Origin of the sequence: Rathayibacter sp. VKM Ac-2760, assembly GCF_009834185.1 — a bacterium.
GTDB lineage: Bacteria > Actinomycetota > Actinomycetes > Actinomycetales > Microbacteriaceae > Rathayibacter.
This window is the reverse complement of record NZ_CP047173.1, coordinates 1825525-1841431: the sequence shown is the minus strand read 5'-3', so window position 1 is coordinate 1841431 and position 15907 is coordinate 1825525. Positions and strand designations below refer to the sequence as shown.

Sequence of the window (15907 nt, the reverse complement as noted above, 5' to 3'; positions counted from 1 at the left end):
GTATACGCAGGGGCTTCGACTTCTGGTGAGGGGCGGAGGGGATGGCCTCGTCGCAGCGCCTTCCCGCGCTCCTGCGGAGCGCCCGCCAGACCCGAGCCTGTCGCCGCGACGAGGCCATCCCCTCCGCCCGCGCCCGCGCGAGGTCCCCACCAGCTGGCGGGTGGGCCACGCTGCGCCGGTGCATGGTGAGACGCGGAAACACTGAAGGGGTGGGCCCGTGTGGACCCACCCCTTCAGAGACTCAGAGCGTCAGACGCCCACGTGGTTGCGGAACCGCGCGATGGCGGCGAACTCGTCGACCTGGAGGCTGGCGCCTCCGACGAGGGCGCCGTCGACGTCGGGCTCGCGCATGAAGCCGGCGATGTTGCCGGACTTGACGGAGCCGCCGTAGAGGATGCGCGTCTTCGCCGCGGTGTCGGCGCCGAGGATGTCGGCGACGACGTCGCGGAGGGCCTTGCAGACCTGCTGGGCCTGCTCGGGCGTGGCGGCCTGGCCGGAGCCGATGGCCCAGACCGGCTCGTACGCGACCACGAGGTCGGCGTCCGCGGGAAGCCCGGTGAGGGCCTCCTTCAGCTGCGCGACCGGCACCGCGGACGGGCCGTGCTTCTCGAGATCCTCGGCGGTCTCGCCGACGCAGACGATCGGCGGGACGCCGTGCTTGACGGCCGCAGCCGTCTTCGCCGCGATGTCCGCGTCGGTCTCGCCGTGCAGCGTGCGCCGCTCGGAGTGGCCGACGATGACGTAGTCGCATTCGAGCTGCTTGAGGAACTGGCCGGAGATCTCACCGGTGTAGGCCCCGCTGTCGAACTTCGACAGGTCCTGCGCGCCGTACTTGAGCGGCAGCTTGTCGGAGTCGACGAGGATCTGCACGGGGCGCAGATCGGTGAACGGCGGGAACACCGCGACCTCGACGCCGTCGAAGTCGTGGTCGGCGTCCTTGAGGCTCCACGCGAGCTTCTGGACGAAGGCGATGGCCTGGAGGTGGTCCAGGTTCATCTTCCAGTTGCCGGCGATGAGCGGGGTGCGGGATGTCACTGCCATCCGAGGACCTCCAGTCCGGGGAGGCGCTTCCCCTCGAGGAATTCGAGGCTGGCTCCGCCTCCCGTCGAGATGTGACCGAACTGCCCGTCCTCGAAACCGAGGGCGCGCACCGCGGCGGCCGAGTCTCCGCCGCCGACGACGCTGAGTCCGTCGACCTCGGTGAGGGCCTGAGCGACGGCCTTCGTGCCGGCCGCGAAGGGCTCGAGCTCGAAGACGCCCATCGGGCCGTTCCAGAACACGGTCTTCGAGGCCGCGACGACCTCGGCGAACCGCTTCGCGGTGTCCGGTCCGATGTCGAGACCGAGGCCGTCCGCGCCGAAGGCGGTGTCCTCGATCGCGTCGGCGGGTGCCGTCACGTACTCGGCGTCCGCTCCGAACTTCGAGGCGACGACGACGTCCGTGGGGACGACGATCTCCACCCCGAGCTCCTTCGCCTTCGCGAGGTAGCCGAGGACGGTGTCGATCTGGTCGGCCTCGAGCAGGCTCTTGCCGACCTCGTGGCCCTGGGCCTTGAGGAAGGTGAAGAGCATGCCGCCGCCGATCAGGATCGAGTCGACCCGCGGCAGCAGGTGCTCGATCACGCCGAGCTTGTCCGAGACCTTCGAGCCGCCGAGGACGACCGTGTACGGACGCTCCGGCTTCTCGGTCAGGCGGTCCAGGACGTCGAGCTCGGCCGCGATCAGCGTGCCGGCCGCGCTGGGCAGCAGCTGGGCGAGCTCGTAGACGCTCGCCTGCTTGCGGTGCACGACGCCGAAGCCGTCGGAGACGAAGGCGTCGCCGAAGGCGGCGAGCTTCTCGGCGAACGCGCGGCGCTCGTCCGCGTCCTTGCTGGTCTCCCCCGGGTTGAAGCGGAGGTTCTCGAGCACGACGACCTGGCCGTCCTCGAGCGCGTCGACCGCGGCGGAGGCCGCATCGCCGACGGTGTCCTCGGCGAACGAGACGGGGGCGTCGAGCAGCTCGCCGAGGCGCTTCGCGACGGGCGCGAGGCTGTACTTCGAGTCGGGGGCGCCGTCCGGGCGCCCGAGGTGGCTCACGACCACGACTCGGGCGCCCTCGGCGACGAGCCGCTGGAGCGTGGGCACCGACGCGCGCACGCGGCCGTCGTCCGTGATCGTTCCGTCCTTCAGGGGGACGTTCAGATCGCAGCGGACGACGACGCGCGTGCCGGCGAGGGAGCCCAGTGAGTCCAGAGTGCGGAGCGTCACGGTGTCACTCGTCACGGAGTCGTGACTCAGAGCTTGCCGGCGACGAGCTCGGCGACGTCGACGAGGCGGTTGGAGTAGCCCCACTCGTTGTCGTACCAGGAGGCGACCTTGACCTGGTTGCCGATGACCTTGGTCAGGCCGGCGTCGAAGATCGAGGAGTGCGGGTCGGTGACGATGTCGCTCGAGACGATCGGGTCCTCGGTGTACTTGAGGATGCCCTTGAGGTCGCCCTCGGCGGCGGCCTTGTAGGCCGCGTTGATCTCCTCGACCGTGGCGGACTTCGACAGCTCGACCGTGAGGTCGGTGATCGAGCCGGTCGGGACCGGGACGCGGAGCGCGTAGCCGTCGAGCTTGCCGACGAGCTCCGGGATGACCAGGCCGAGCGCCTTGGCGGCACCGGTCGAGGTCGGGATGATGTTGACCGCGGCGGCGCGCGCGCGACGGAGGTCGCTGTGCGGGCCGTCCTGCAGGTTCTGGTCGGCGGTGTAGGCGTGGACCGTGGTCATCAGACCGCGCTCGATGCCGAAGTTGTCGAGCAGGACCTTGGCGAGCGGCGCGAGGCAGTTCGTGGTGCACGAGGCGTTCGAGACGATGTCGTGGACCTGGGGATCGTAGGTGCCCTCGTTGACGCCGAGGACGATGGTCGCGACGTCGTCGCCGGTGGCGGGAGCCGAGACGATGACCTTCTTGGCGCCGGCGGTGATGTGCTTGCGCGCGTCCTCCGACTTGGTGAAGCGGCCGGTCGACTCGATGACGACGTCGACGCCCAGCTCGCCCCAGGGGAGGTTCGCGGGGTCGCGCTCCTCGAGCACGATGATCGGCTTGCCGTTGACGACGATCTTGTCGCCGTCCAGCTCCACGGTCGCGTCGAGGCGGCCGGTGATGGAGTCGTACTTCAGGAGGTGCGCGAGCGCCTTGTTGTCGGTGAGGTCGTTGACCGCGACGATCTCGAGGTCGCTGCCCTTGGCGAGGGCCGCACGGAGGAAGTTACGGCCGATACGGCCGAAGCCGTTGATGCCGATCTTGACGGACACAGATATCTCCTGGAGAGGAAGGGCACCTCGACGGTGCAGTGGAGGGTGTGGATCGCTGCGAGAGCGGCGTCCCGGATGGGGACCCGGGACGCCGGAATCGCTACGACAGTAGCAGCAGGCCGGAAGTGTTCCGGCGGGCCTTCTCGAAGCGCGCCGAGACGTCGGCCCAGTTCACGATGTTCCAGAACGCCTTGACGTAGTCGGCCTTCACGTTGACGTAGTCGAGGTAGAAGGCGTGCTCCCACATGTCGAGCAGCAGCACCGGGACGGTGGCGGCGGCGTGGTTGCTCTGGTGGTCGTAGAGCTGCTCGATCAGGAGCTTCTCGCCGAGCGAGTCCCAGGCGAGGATTGACCAGCCGGAGCCCTGGATACCGAGGGCCGAGGCGGTGAAGTGGGCCTTGAACTTGTCGAACGAGCCGAAGTTCTCGTCGATCGCCGCGGCGAGCTCGCCGGTCGGCTTGTCGCCGCCGTCGGGCGAGAGGTTGTTCCAGAACACGGTGTGGTTCACGTGACCGGCGAGGTTGAACGCCAGGTCCTTCTGCAGCTTGTTGACGTTGGCGAGGTTGTCGCTGTCGCGAGCCTCCTGCAGCGCGGCGAGAGCGGTGTTCGCCCCGGTCACGTACGTCGCGTGGTGCTTGTCGTGGTGCAGCTCCATGATCCTCCCGCTGATGTGCGGCTCGAGGGCCGAGTAGTCGTAGGGCAGTTCGGCGAGGGTGTAGTCAGCCATGTGCGATCTCCTGTTCGTGGTCGTCGACCTCAGTGATCCGCCGGGTCTCACGGCCCCTCACCGCTGAGCGGGAGGGTGTGCCGGGGTGTCCTGAGCGACCTTTCCAGTCTAGTGAGAGGCGCCCGCCGCACTCGGGGCGTTTCCTCCGTTCAACCAGGAGACACTCAGCGTTCGCGCGCCGGACGGCCCGCGGGCGCGTCGGGCTCAGAGGTCCTGGAGCTCCGCCGGCAGGTTCGCGTCGGTGCCCGGGATGTCCAGGTCCGAGGCGCGCTTGTCGGCCATCGCGAGAAGGCGGCGGATGCGGCCGGCGACCGCGTCCTTCGTCATCGGCGGGTCGGCGTGGTGGCCGAGCTCGTCGAGGCTCGCGTCGCGGTGGGCGAGCCGCAGCCGGCCGGCGTAGCGGAGGTGCTCGGGGATGTCCTCGCCGAGGATCTCCATGGCGCGCTCGACCCGGGAGCAGGCGGCGACGGCGGCCTGCGCGGAGCGGCGGAGGTTCGCGTCGTCGAAGTTGACCAGGCGGTTGGCGGTCGCGCGCACCTCGCGGCGCTGGCGCAGCTCCTCCCAGCTCGCGACCGTCGAGGTCGCGCCCATCAGGGTGAGCATGGCGCTGATGCTCTCGCCGTCGCGGACGACGACCCGGTGCACGCCGCGCACCTCGCGCGACTTCGCCTGCACGCCGAGGCGGCCGGCCGCTCCGACGATGGCCATCGCCGCCTCGTTGCCGGGGCAGATCACCTCGAGCGCGGCGGATCGACCGGGATCGGTGAGCGTGCCCTGGGCGAGGAACGCGCCGCGCCAGACGGCGGCGAGCTCCTCGCGCGTGCCCGTCGTCAGGCGGTTCGGCAGCCCGCGGACGGGGCGGCCGCGCTGATCGAGCAGACCGGTCTGGCGCGCGAGGGTGTCGCCGCCCTCCACCACCCGGACGAGCCAGCTGGTCGTGCGGCGCGAGCCGCCGGCGGAGACGATGCTGCCCTCGCTGCGGACGCCGTAGAGCTCGGCGAGGTCGCGGCGGACGCGGGTGGCCAGCGGCGCCGAGTCGAGCTCGACCTCGACCGCGAGGCGGTTGGAGATGATGTGCAGTCCCCCGGAGAAGCGGAGGATGGTCGCCAGTTCAGCGGCACGGACGGTGTTCTTGCGCGAGACGATCGCGACCAGTTCGCCCTTGACGTCTGCAGTGAGGGCCACGGAGTCTTTCCTTACGTCGGGTGCGCGGCGGAGCGCGCGGGATTCATTCTCGGCCGAGGTCGCGGTGCGCCACGTTGACGGCGACACCCGGCAGCTCGGCCAGTCGGGCCGCGACGCGGCCGGCGACGGCGACCGAGCGGTGCTTGCCACCGGTGCAGCCGATGGCGATCGTCGCGTGGCGCTTGTTCTCGCGCTGATAGCCGTCGAGCACCGGCCGGAGGGCGCGCGAGTAGGAGTCGATGAACTCCTCCGCGCCCTGCTGGGCCAGCACGTAGTCTCTCACCTCTTCGTCGAGACCCGTGTGCGGGCGGAGCTCGGGGATCCAGTACGGGTTGGGCAGGAAGCGCGCGTCGGCGACCATGTCGGCGTCCGTCGGCAGTCCGTACTTGAAGCCGAAGCTCATCACCGTGATCTGGAGTCCGGCGCGGCCGGCCTCGGCGAAGCGGTCGGTGATCGTCGTGGCGAGCTGGTGCGGGTTGAGGTCGGAGGTGTCGATCACGACGTCGGCGGACTCGCGCAGCTGCGCGAGGCGGGCCCGCTCGGCCGAGATGCCGTCGAGCAGCGTTCCGCGCCCCTGGAGCGGGTGCGGGCGGCGGACCTGCTCGAACCGGCGGACCAGTGCGGCATCGGTCGCCTCGAGGAAGACCACGCGCAGGTCGACGCCGACGCGCAGCTCGCGCACGATCTCGCCGAGGTCGGCGAAGAAGTCGCGACCGCGGACGTCGACGACCGCCGCGACCTTGGGGACGGTGTCGCCCGCCCGCTGCGCGAGATCGACCAGTGGCCGCAGCATCTGCGGCGGGAGATTGTCGACCACGTACCAGCCGAGGTCCTCCAGCGCGTTGGCGGCGGTGGATCGTCCGGCTCCGGACATCCCGGTGACGATCAGCACGTTCTGCTGCTCGCTCTCGGTGCTCATGGGGTCTCCGTGCTCGTGTGGTGTGGTCGCGGACCCTCCTTCGGGGAGGGCGGGCTTCCAGCCTAGGGCGTGGCCCTGGGCGGAGCACCCGGCGGTGGGCGGTGCCTCAGGGATGCAGGTGCCCGTGGATCGCGGCCGCGAGCGTCGGCCCGATGCCCTTCACCTCGGCGATCTCGGCGTCGCTGGCCTCCCGCAGGCGGGTGACCGAGCCGAAGTGCTTCAGCAGGTCGCGGACGCGGGTGCCGCCGAGGCCGGGGATCTCGGCGAGCTGCGAGGAGATGTCGCGCTTGCGGCGCTGGCGCTGGTGGGTGATCGCGAAGCGGTGCGCCTCGTCGCGGATCCGCTGGAAGAGGAAGAGCGCATCGCTGTTGCGGGGCAGGATCACCGGGAAGTCCGAGTCGGGCAGCCAGATCTCCTCGAGCCGCTTCGCGATGCCGCAGAGCGTGATCCCCGTGACGCCCGACTCGTCGAGCGCCCGCTGGGCGGCCGCGACCTGGGGCTGACCGCCGTCGACGATCAGCAGGTTCGGCGGGTAGGAGAACTTGCGCCGCTTGGCCTCGCCCGTCTCCGGGTCGATCTCGGCGGGCTCGGCCGGCTCCTTCAGGTAGGCGAGGCGGCGGGTGAGCACCTGGTGCAGCGACTCCGTGTCGTCCGTCGACTCGGCGATCGAGAAGCGGCGGTACTGGTCCTTCCGGACCAGACCGTCCTCGAAGACGACCATCGACGCGACGATGTTGGTGCCGCTGAGGTGCGAGACGTCGTAGCACTCCATCCGGAGCGGAGCCTCGGCCATGCCGAGTGCGTCGCGGATGTCCTCCAGAGCCTGGGTGCGCGCGGTGAAGTCCGCGGACCGGCGGGTCTTGTAGAGCATCAGCGAGTGCTTGGCGTTCTGCGTCGCGGTCTCGAGCAGTGCCGCCTTGTCGCCGCGCTGGGCCGCGCGCAGGCGCACGTTCGCCCCGCGGAGGCCGCCCAGCCACTCCTCGAGCGCCTCCGAGTCCTCGGGCAGCTCGGGCACGACGACCTCGCGCGGCGGGATGTCGCCGCTCTCGTAGGCCGCCTGGAGCGCCGTGTCGACGAGCTCGGCGGTGCTCATGTCGAGCTCCTTGTCGACCACCCAGCCGCGCTCGCCGCGGATGCGGCCGCCGCGCACGCGGAACTGCTGGACCGAGGCGGCGAGCTCGTCGTGCACGATCGCGTAGAGGTCGACGTCGACGTTGTCCTTCAGCACGACGGCGCTCTTGGCCAGCACCGCGTCGAGCGCGGCGGCCTGGTCGCGGAGCTTGCCGGCGCGCTCGTACTGCATCGCCTCGGCGGCCTCGCGCATCTCGCGCTCGAGCTCGCCGATCATTTTCCGGTCGTGACTGCCCATGAACGCGACGAAGCGATCGACGATCGCGCGGTGCTCCGCGAAGGTGACCCGGTGCGAGCACGGGCCGCCGCAGCGGCCGATCTGCGAGGCGAAGCAGGGCTTCCCGCTCTGCATCGCGCGCTTGTAGTTGGAGTCGTTGCAGGTCCTGATCGGGAACGCCTTGATCATCAGATCGATCGTCTCGTGGATCGCCCAGATCTTCGGGTACGGGCCGAAGTAGCGGGCCCCGCGGATCTTGGAGTTGCGCGTCACCATCACCCGCGGCGCCTCGTCGCCGAGGGTCACCGCCATGTACGGGTACGACTTGTCGTCGCGGAACTTGACGTTGAAGGGCGGATTGAACTCGTTGATCCAGGTGAACTCGAGCTGCAGAGCCTCGACGTCGGTGCCGACGACGGTCCACTCGACTCCGGACGCCGAGGTGACCATCCGCCGCGTCCGCTCGTGCAGGCTCGGCAGGGGCGCGAAGTAGTTGCTGAGCCGGGCCCGGAGGTTCTTGGCCTTGCCCACGTAGAGCACCCGGCCCCGGGCGTCCTTGAAGCGGTAGACGCCCGGCAGGGTCGGGATCTCGCCCGGCTTCGGCCGGAAGTCGACGGTCTGCGTCATGCCCGCGCCGCCGCTCCCCCGACCCGCCGGAGGCGTCCGGTCACGCCCTGCTGCCCGAGCCGGCTCACGACAGGATCTCGGCGAGGAAGCCGCCGGTGTGGCTCTCCTTCACCTTCGCGACGTGCTCGGGAGTGCCGATCGCGACGACCTGGCCGCCGCCCGCACCGCCCTCGGGGCCCATGTCGATCAGCCAGTCGGCCGACTTGATCACGTCGAGGTTGTGCTCGATGGTGATGACGGTGTTGCCCTTGTCGACGAGGCCGTTGAGCACCAGCAGGAGCTTCCGCACGTCCTCGAAGTGCAGACCGGTGGTCGGCTCGTCGAGCACGTAGACGCTCCGCCCGTTCGAGCGGCGCTGCAGCTCGGTGGCGAGCTTGACGCGCTGCGCCTCGCCGCCGGAGAGCGTGGTCGCGCTCTGCCCGAGCCGGACGTAGCCGAGGCCGACCTCGACCAGGGTCTTGAGGAAGCGGTGGATCGACGTGATCGGCTCGAAGAACTCGGCCGCCTCGGCGATCGGCATGTCGAGCACCTCGGCGATGTTCTTACCCTTGTAGTGCACGGTCAGGGTGTCGCGGTTGTAGCGCGCTCCCCCGCAGACCTCGCACGCGACGTAGACGTCGGGCAGGAAGTTCATCTCGATCTTGATCGTGCCGTCGCCCGAGCAGGCCTCGCAGCGGCCGCCCTTGACGTTGAAGCTGAACCGGCCGGGCAGGTAGCCGCGGGCCTTCGCCTCGGTGGTCTCGGCGAACAGGTTGCGGATGCGGTCGAACACGCCGGTGTACGTCGCCGGGTTCGAGCGCGGGGTGCGCCCGATCGGGTTCTGGTCGACGTGGACGACCTTGTCGAGGTTCTCGAGCCCGGTGACGCGGGTGTGCTTGCCCGGCACCTTGCGGGCGCCGTTGAGCTGGTTGGCGAGCACCCGGTAGAGGATGTCGTTCACCAGCGTCGACTTGCCCGAACCGGAGACGCCGGTGACCGCGACGAAGGTGCCGAGCGGGAACTCGACGTCGACCTTCTGCAGGTTGTTCGCGTTGGCCCCGACGACCTTGATGACGCGCTTGCGGTCGATCTTGCGTCGCTTCTTCGGCAGCTCGATCGAGCGGCGGCCGGCGATGTAGTCGCCGGTCAGCGAGTGGGTGTTCTCGAGCAGCGACTCGTAGGAGCCGGAGTGCACCACCTGGCCGCCGTTGACGCCGGCGCCGGGGCCGATGTCGACGATCCAGTCGGCGGTGCGGATGGTGTCCTCGTCGTGCTCGACGACGATCAGGGTGTTGCCGAGGTCGCGCAGCTTGATCAGCGTGTCGATCAGCCGGCGGTTGTCGCGCTGGTGCAGGCCGATGCTCGGCTCGTCGAGCACGTAGAGGACACCGGTGAGCCCGGAGCCGATCTGGGTCGCGAGCCGGATGCGCTGCGCCTCGCCACCCGAGAGCGACCCGGCGGCACGGGAGAGGTTGAGGTAGTTGAGCCCGACCTCGATCAGGAAGTCGAGGCGCGCCCGGATCTCGCGGAGCACCTGCGCGGCGATGGTCGCCTCGCGCGGGGTCAGCTCGAGCCGGCTCATGAACGACTGGGCGTCGGCGAGGCTGAGGTCGGCGACGTCGGCGATGCTCGCGCCGTGCACCAGCACGGCGAGCACCTCGGGCTTCAGCCGCGAGCCCTTGCAGACCGGGCAGGCCACCTCGCGGAGGAACTCGGCCCAGCGCGAGCGCTGCACGTCGGTCTCGGCCTGGACGTACTGCCGCTCGATGTAGGGCACGACGCCCTCGAAGCCGGAGGTGTAGCTCATCTCACGGCCGTAGCGGTTCTTCCACTTGACCTTGACCTCGAAGTTGTCGCCGTGCAGCACGGCCTGCTGCACCTCCGAGCTGAGGCGCTTCCACGGGGTGGTCAGCTTGAAGCCGAGGTCGCGGGAGAGGCCGTCGAGCAGCTTCTCGTAGTACTGGAACAGGCCCTTGCCCTGCGTGGTCCAGGGGATGATGACGCCCTCGGCGATGCTGAGATCGGGGTCGCCGAGCAGCAGCTCGTCGTCCACGGACATCCGCGTGCCGAGACCGGAGCACTCGGGGCAGGCGCCGAACGGCGCGTTGAAGGAGAAGGTGCGCGGCTCGATCTCGGTGAGCGAGATCGGGTGGTTGTTGGGGCAGGACAGCTTCTCGGAGTACGTCGTCCAGGCACCGTCGCCCTCGCCGTCGACGAAGTTGATCTGCACGATGCCGTCGGTGAGCCGCAGGGCCGTCTCGAGCGAGTCGGTGAGGCGGCCGAGGATGTCCGGGCCGGCGACCAGGCGGTCGACGATGACGGAGATGTCGTGCTTGAACTGCTTCTTGAGGACCGGGGGCTCGCTCAGCTGGATCAGCTTGCCGTCGACCATGGCGCGGGAGTAGCCGCCGGCGGTCAGCTCCTTGAAGAGGTCGACGAACTCGCCCTTCTTCTGCGAGACGACCGGGCTGAGGATCTGGTACCGGGTGCCGGCCTCGAGCTCCATCAGCTGATCGGCGATCTGCTGCACGGTCTGCGCGGAGATGGGCTCGCTGCAGATGGGGCAGTGCGGGATGCCGATCCGCGCCCAGAGCAGGCGCATGTAGTCGAAGATCTCGGTGATCGTGCCCACCGTCGACCGCGGGTTGCGGTTGGTCGACTTCTGATCGATCGACACCGCGGGGCTGAGGCCCTCGATGAAGTCGACGTCGGGCCGGTCGACCTGGCCGAGGAACTGCCGCGCGTAGGCGGAGAGCGACTCGACGTAGCGGCGCTGGCCCTCGGCGAAGATCGTGTCGAAGGCGAGCGAGGACTTGCCCGACCCGGACAGTCCGGTGAAGACGACCATCGAGTCGCGCGGGATCTCGAGGTCGACATCGCGCAGGTTGTGCACTCTGGCCCCGCTCACCACCAGCTTCGAGACCGATTCGTCCAGCGAGGAGACGAAGCGGTGGAAGGAGGGTGAGGGGGTGGTGGAAGGGTCCGTAACGGCGTTCAGGATCGACACCTCGAAAGTGTATGCGGAGCCACCGACATCGCCCGGGGCGTTCGCTGGCCGCTGATCCTTCTCCCCGTGACTTGCGCCGGAGGAGTGCACCCGCACGGGCGGGCCGGCCCGCGTGGGCCGGCCACTGCGGTCAGGACAGGTGCCCGGCCTTCTCCATCTGCCGCAGCTCGCGCTTGAGCTCGGAGACCTCGTCGCGCAGGCGCGCCGCGAGCTCGAACTTCAGCTCGCCGGCGGCCTGGAGCATCTGCCCGTTGAGGTCGGCGATGATCGCCTCGAGGTCGTTGCCGCCGTTCGCGGCGAGACCCTGGCGGCGCAGGTTCGGCGTCGGGCTCTTCTTCTTCGCGTCGCGGCCGGCCAGGAGCTTCGCCGTGTCGGCGCCCTCGCGAGCGAGCGCGTCGGTGATGTCGGCGATCTTCTTGCGCAGCGGCGTCGGGTCGATCCCGTGGTCGAGGTTGTAGGCGACCTGCTTCTCGCGGCGACGGTCGGTCTCGTCGATGGCGAGCCTCATCGAGTCGGTCATCTTGTCCGCGTACATGTGCACCTCGCCCGAGACGTTGCGCGCGGCACGGCCGATGGTCTGGATGAGCGAGGTCGACGAGCGGAGGAAGCCCTCCTTGTCGGCGTCGAGGATCGCGACGAGCGACACCTCGGGCAGGTCGAGGCCCTCGCGGAGGAGGTTGATGCCGACGAGGACGTCGTAGACGCCGGCGCGCAGCTCGGAGAGCAGCTCGACCCGGCGGAGCGTGTCGACGTCGGAGTGCAGGTAGCGCACCCGGACCCCGGCCTCGGTGAGGAAGTCGGTGAGCTCCTCCGCCATCCGCTTGGTGAGGGTCGTGACGAGCACGCGCTCGTCGCGCTCGGTGCGGAGCTTGATCTCCTCGAGCAGGTCGTCGATCTGGCCCTTGGTCGGCTTGACGACGATCTCGGGGTCGATCAGGCCGGTCGGGCGGATGATCTGCTCGACGATGCCGTCGGCGATCCCCATCTCGTAGCGGCCGGGGGTGGCCGAGAGGTAGACGGTCTGGCCGACGCGGCCCTTGAACTCCTCCCACTTCAGCGGGCGGTTGTCCATCGCCGAGGGCAGCCGGAAGCCGTGCTCGACCAGGGTGCGCTTGCGCGAGGCGTCGCCCTCGTACATCGCGCCGATCTGCGGCACGGTGACGTGCGACTCGTCGATGACGACGAGGAAGTCGTCGGGGAAGTAGTCGAGCAGGCAGTGCGGCGCCTCACCGGACTCGCGGCCGTCGATGTGGCGCGAGTAGTTCTCGATGCCGGAGCAGAAGCCGATCTGCTGCATCATCTCGAGGTCGAACGTGGTGCGCATCCGCAGGCGCTGCGCCTCGAGGAGCTTGTTCTGCTTCTCGAGGTCGGCCAGGCGGACCTCGAGCTCCTGCTGGATGGTGTCGATGGCGCGGTGCATGACGTCCTGGCTGGCGACGTAGTGCGAGCCGGGGAAGACGGAGACGGACTCGAGCTTCTTCACGACGTTCCCGGTGAGCGGGTGCAGCGTGTAGAGCGCCTCGATCTCGTCGCCGAACATCTCGATCCGGATGGCGAGCTCCTCGTACATCGGGATGATCTCGATGGTGTCGCCGCGGACCCGGAAGGTGCCGCGGGCGAAGTCGACGTCGTTGCGGGCGTACTGCATCGAGACGAACTTGCGGATCAGGCGGTCGCGGTCGACCCGCTGGCCGACCTGGAGCGCGACCATCGCCTCGAGGTACTGCTCGGGCTGGCCGAGGCCGTAGATGCAGGAGACGGTCGAGACCACGATGACGTCGCGCCGGCTGAGCAGCGAGTTCGTGGTGGAGTGGCGCAGGCGCTCGACCTCGGCGTTGACCGAGCTGTCCTTCTCGATGAAGGTGTCCGTCTGCGGGACGTAGGCCTCGGGCTGGTAGTAGTCGTAGTAGGAGACGAAGTACTCGACGGCGTTGTTGGGGAAGAGCTCGCGGAACTCGTTCGCGAGCTGCGCGGCGAGCGTCTTGTTGTGCGCGAGGACGAGCGTGGGCCGCTGGACCGCCTCGACCAGCCACGCGGTCGTCGCGGACTTGCCGGTGCCGGTGGCGCCGAGGAGGACCACGTCGGTCTCGCCGGCGTTGATCCGGGCGCTCAGATCGGCGATCGCCCCCGGCTGGTCGCCGCTCGGCTGGTATTCGCTGATGACCTCGAAGGGGTGCACGGCACGGGTTGGCTCCATGGTCGAAGCGTAACCGCGACCACCGACATCGGGGTGGGCCTGCGCCGACGGCGAACGGGCCTGGTCAGGAGCGGCGGCGCAGCCGCTCCCACAGCGCATCCGTCTGCGCGAGCGTCTCGTCCAGCGCGCCCGAGGCGTCGATCACCGCGTCCGCGAGGGCGAGCCGCTCCTCGTCGCTCGCCTGGGCGCCCACGCGCGCGCGGGCCTCCGCCTCGGTCATCCCCCGCAGCGCGATCAGCCGCTCGACGCGCGCCTCCCGGGGGGCGTGGACCACGATCACCTCGTCGAACTCCCCCGCGCCCCGCGACTCCGCGAGCAGCGGGACGTCGTAGACGACGACCGCGTGCGGATCGGCGGACGCCGCCGCAGCGAACAGCTCCTGCGAGCGGAGCGACACCGCCGGGTGCGTGATGGCGTTCAGATCCTGGCGGGCGGCGGGGTCGGAGAAGATCACGGCGCCCAGCGCGGCCCGGTCGAGCGAGCCGTCGGCGCGGAGGACGGCGGGGCCGAACCGCTCGGCGATCGCGGCTAGCGCGGGCTCCCCCGGCTCGACCACCTCCCGGGCGAGCCGGTCGGCGTCGACGACGACCGCCCCGTGCTCGGCTAGGCGGCGGGCGACGGTGGACTTGCCCGAGGCGATGCCTCCGGTGAGGGCTGCGAGATGCACCCGGCAAGCCTAGCCAGCGGCACTCGGGGCCGGGCTGCCCTTGCTGAACGAGGAGCCCCGGAGGGGCTGCCCTTGCTGGTCGAGTAGCCCCGGAGGGGCGTATCGAGACCTACGCGTCCCTACGGGGGCGGATCTCGATACGCCCGCTGCGCGGGCTACTCGATCAGCAAGGGCGGCCCCCCTCGCTGGTCGCGTCGCCCCAGAGGGGCGGCCCTTGCTGGTCGAGTAGCCCCGGAGGGGCGTATCGAGACCCCGCGATCGGGCCGGCAACGCCGAACGGCCGGCCCCCGAGGGGACCGGCCGTTCGAACGGGGATGGCGATCAGTTGTTGGAGGACAGCTTCTCGCGCAGTGCGGCGAGCGACTCGTCGTCGGCGAGGGTTCCGCCGCCGGCAGCCGACTCGGTGTTGGTGAAGCCGCCGCCGACCGAGACGCCCTCGGAGACCGTGGCGGCCTCCTCCTGCGACTTGGCGACCTGGGCCTTGTGGGCCTCCCAGCGGGCCTGCGCCGCGGCGTAGTCCTGCTCCCAGGCCTCGCGCTGCGACTCGAAGCCCTCGCGCCACTCGTTGGTCTCCGGGTCGAAGCCGTCGGGGTACTTGTAGTTCCCCTGGTCGTCGTACTCGGTGGCCATGCCGTAGAGCGCCGGGTCGAACTCGGTGCCCTCGGGGTCGACGTTCTCGTTCGCCTGCTTGAGCGAGAGCGAGATGCGGCGGCGGTCGAGGTCGATGTCGATGACCTTGACGAACACCTCTTCACCGACCGAGACGACCTGCTCGGCGAGCTCGACGTGCTTGCCCGAGAGCTCGGAGATGTGGACGAGGCCCTCGATGCCGTCCGCGACGCGGACGAAGGCACCGAACGGGACCAGCTTCGTGACCTTGCCCGGGGCGACCTGACCGATCGCGTGGGTGCGGGCGAAGACCTGCCACGGGTCCTCCTGCGTCGCCTTGAGCGAGAGCGACACGCGCTCGCGGTCGAGGTCGACCTCGAGGATCTCGACGGTGACCTCCTGGCCGACCTCGACGACCTCGGAGGCGTGCTCGATGTGCTTCCAGGAGAGCTCGGAGACGTGGACGAGACCGTCGACGCCGCCGAGGTCGACGAACGCACCGAAGTTGACGATCGAGGACACGACGCCCTTGCGGACCTGACCCTTGTGCAGGTTGTTCAGGAACGTGGTACGGCTCTCGGACTGCGTCTGCTCGAGGAGCGCGCGACGCGACAGGACCACGTTGTTGCGGTTCTTGTCGAGCTCGAGGATCTTCGCCTCGATCTCCTGGCCGAGGTACGGCGTGAGGTCGCGGACGCGGCGCAGCTCGATGAGCGAGGCGGGGAGGAAGCCGCGGAGGCCGATGTCGACGATGAGCCCGCCCTTGACGACCTCGATGACCGAACCGGTGACGACACCGTCGGACTCCTTGATCTTCTCGACGTCGCCCCACGCGCGCTCGTACTGCGCACGCTTCTTGGAGAGGATCAGGCGACCCTCCTTGTCCTCCTTCTGCAGGACGAGGGCTTCGACGCTGTCGCCCACGTTGACGACCTCGGAGGGGTCGACGTCGTGCTTGATGGAGAGCTCACGCGAGGGGATGACGCCCTCGGTCTTGTAACCGACGTCGAGGAGGACCTCGTCGCGGTCGATCTTCACGACGGTGCCTTCGATGAGGTCTCCGTCGTTGAAGAACTTCAGAGTCTTTTCGACCGCGGCAAGAAAGTCTTCAGCAGACCCGATGTCGTTGATCGCGACCTGCTTGGTTGCCTTTTCGGTCGTTGCGGTTGTCATTAAGGGATGCTCCAGGATGGATGGGTATCGGGCGGCGGGCACCGACACGCCCTGCGGCGTGACGCGGTGGTGACCGCTGCGGAGTGATGGGGATGCCGCGACCCGGGAGTGCTCCGACGTCCGGGACCGTGATCCTGGACCTCGTCGCGCACCGTGGGCACGGCGGCGCCACGAATGTGACGTTCCAGA

General features: G+C 69.5%; 11 protein-coding genes. All 11 read right to left on the bottom strand.

Going from position 1 to position 15907, the window contains the following annotated elements; translation table 11 throughout:
* Positions 1–249 precede the first annotated feature (249 nt).
* The 11 genes from tpiA to rpsA all read right to left on the bottom strand — a co-directional run bounded on the left by tpiA (position 250) and on the right by rpsA (position 15718).
* Positions 250–1041, bottom strand: coding sequence for a triose-phosphate isomerase (gene tpiA / locus GSU72_RS08295; RefSeq protein ID WP_159984587.1), 792 nt, complete (start codon positions 1039–1041; stop codon positions 250–252).
* The gene (locus tag GSU72_RS08290) at positions 1032–2246 is read right to left on the bottom strand and encodes a phosphoglycerate kinase (protein WP_159984586.1); all 1215 of its coding nucleotides are present in this window, start codon (positions 2244–2246) and stop codon (positions 1032–1034) included. Before GSU72_RS08290 ends, tpiA begins: the two co-directional genes overlap by 10 nt.
* Before the next feature lie 26 nt (positions 2247–2272).
* Positions 2273–3280 carry a type I glyceraldehyde-3-phosphate dehydrogenase gene (gap, locus tag GSU72_RS08285; RefSeq protein WP_123446267.1) on the bottom strand — a complete coding sequence of 336 codons (1008 nt, stop codon included), beginning with the start codon at positions 3278–3280 and terminating at the stop codon, positions 2273–2275.
* Positions 3281–3380: 100 nt separating this feature from the next.
* The gene (locus GSU72_RS08280) at positions 3381–4007 is read right to left on the bottom strand and encodes a superoxide dismutase (protein ID WP_159984585.1); all 627 of its coding nucleotides are present in this window, start codon (positions 4005–4007) and stop codon (positions 3381–3383) included.
* Positions 4008–4211: 204 nt separating this feature from the next.
* Positions 4212–5192 carry a DNA-binding protein WhiA gene (whiA, locus tag GSU72_RS08275; protein ID WP_159984584.1) on the bottom strand — a complete coding sequence of 327 codons (981 nt, stop codon included), beginning with the start codon at positions 5190–5192 and terminating at the stop codon, positions 4212–4214.
* Positions 5193–5235: 43 nt separating this feature from the next.
* Positions 5236–6111 carry an RNase adapter RapZ gene (gene rapZ, locus GSU72_RS08270; RefSeq protein WP_159984583.1) on the bottom strand — a complete coding sequence of 292 codons (876 nt, stop codon included), beginning with the start codon at positions 6109–6111 and terminating at the stop codon, positions 5236–5238.
* Between the two features lie 106 nt (positions 6112–6217).
* Entirely contained in the window at positions 6218–8086 is a 1869-nt protein-coding gene (uvrC, locus tag GSU72_RS08265; protein ID WP_159984582.1) for an excinuclease ABC subunit UvrC, read from the bottom strand.
* 64 nt (positions 8087–8150) lie between these two features.
* Positions 8151–11000 carry an excinuclease ABC subunit UvrA gene (gene uvrA / locus GSU72_RS08260; protein WP_159986735.1) on the bottom strand — a complete coding sequence of 950 codons (2850 nt, stop codon included), beginning with the start codon at positions 10998–11000 and terminating at the stop codon, positions 8151–8153.
* Positions 11001–11202: 202 nt separating this feature from the next.
* Complete coding sequence (gene uvrB, locus GSU72_RS08255) at positions 11203–13269, bottom strand: excinuclease ABC subunit UvrB (RefSeq protein WP_123704319.1); 2067 nt, start codon at positions 13267–13269, stop codon at positions 11203–11205.
* A gap of 64 nt (positions 13270–13333) precedes the next feature.
* Positions 13334–13936 (bottom strand): dephospho-CoA kinase, encoded by a 603-nt coding sequence (gene coaE, locus GSU72_RS08250; protein WP_159984581.1) that lies wholly within the window; start codon positions 13934–13936, stop codon positions 13334–13336.
* A 321-nt stretch (positions 13937–14257) separates the two neighbouring features.
* Positions 14258–15718, bottom strand: a complete 1461-nt coding sequence (gene rpsA / locus GSU72_RS08245) for a 30S ribosomal protein S1 (RefSeq protein WP_159984580.1) — start codon at positions 15716–15718, stop codon at positions 14258–14260.
* Between the last annotated feature and the right edge of the window lie 189 nt (positions 15719–15907).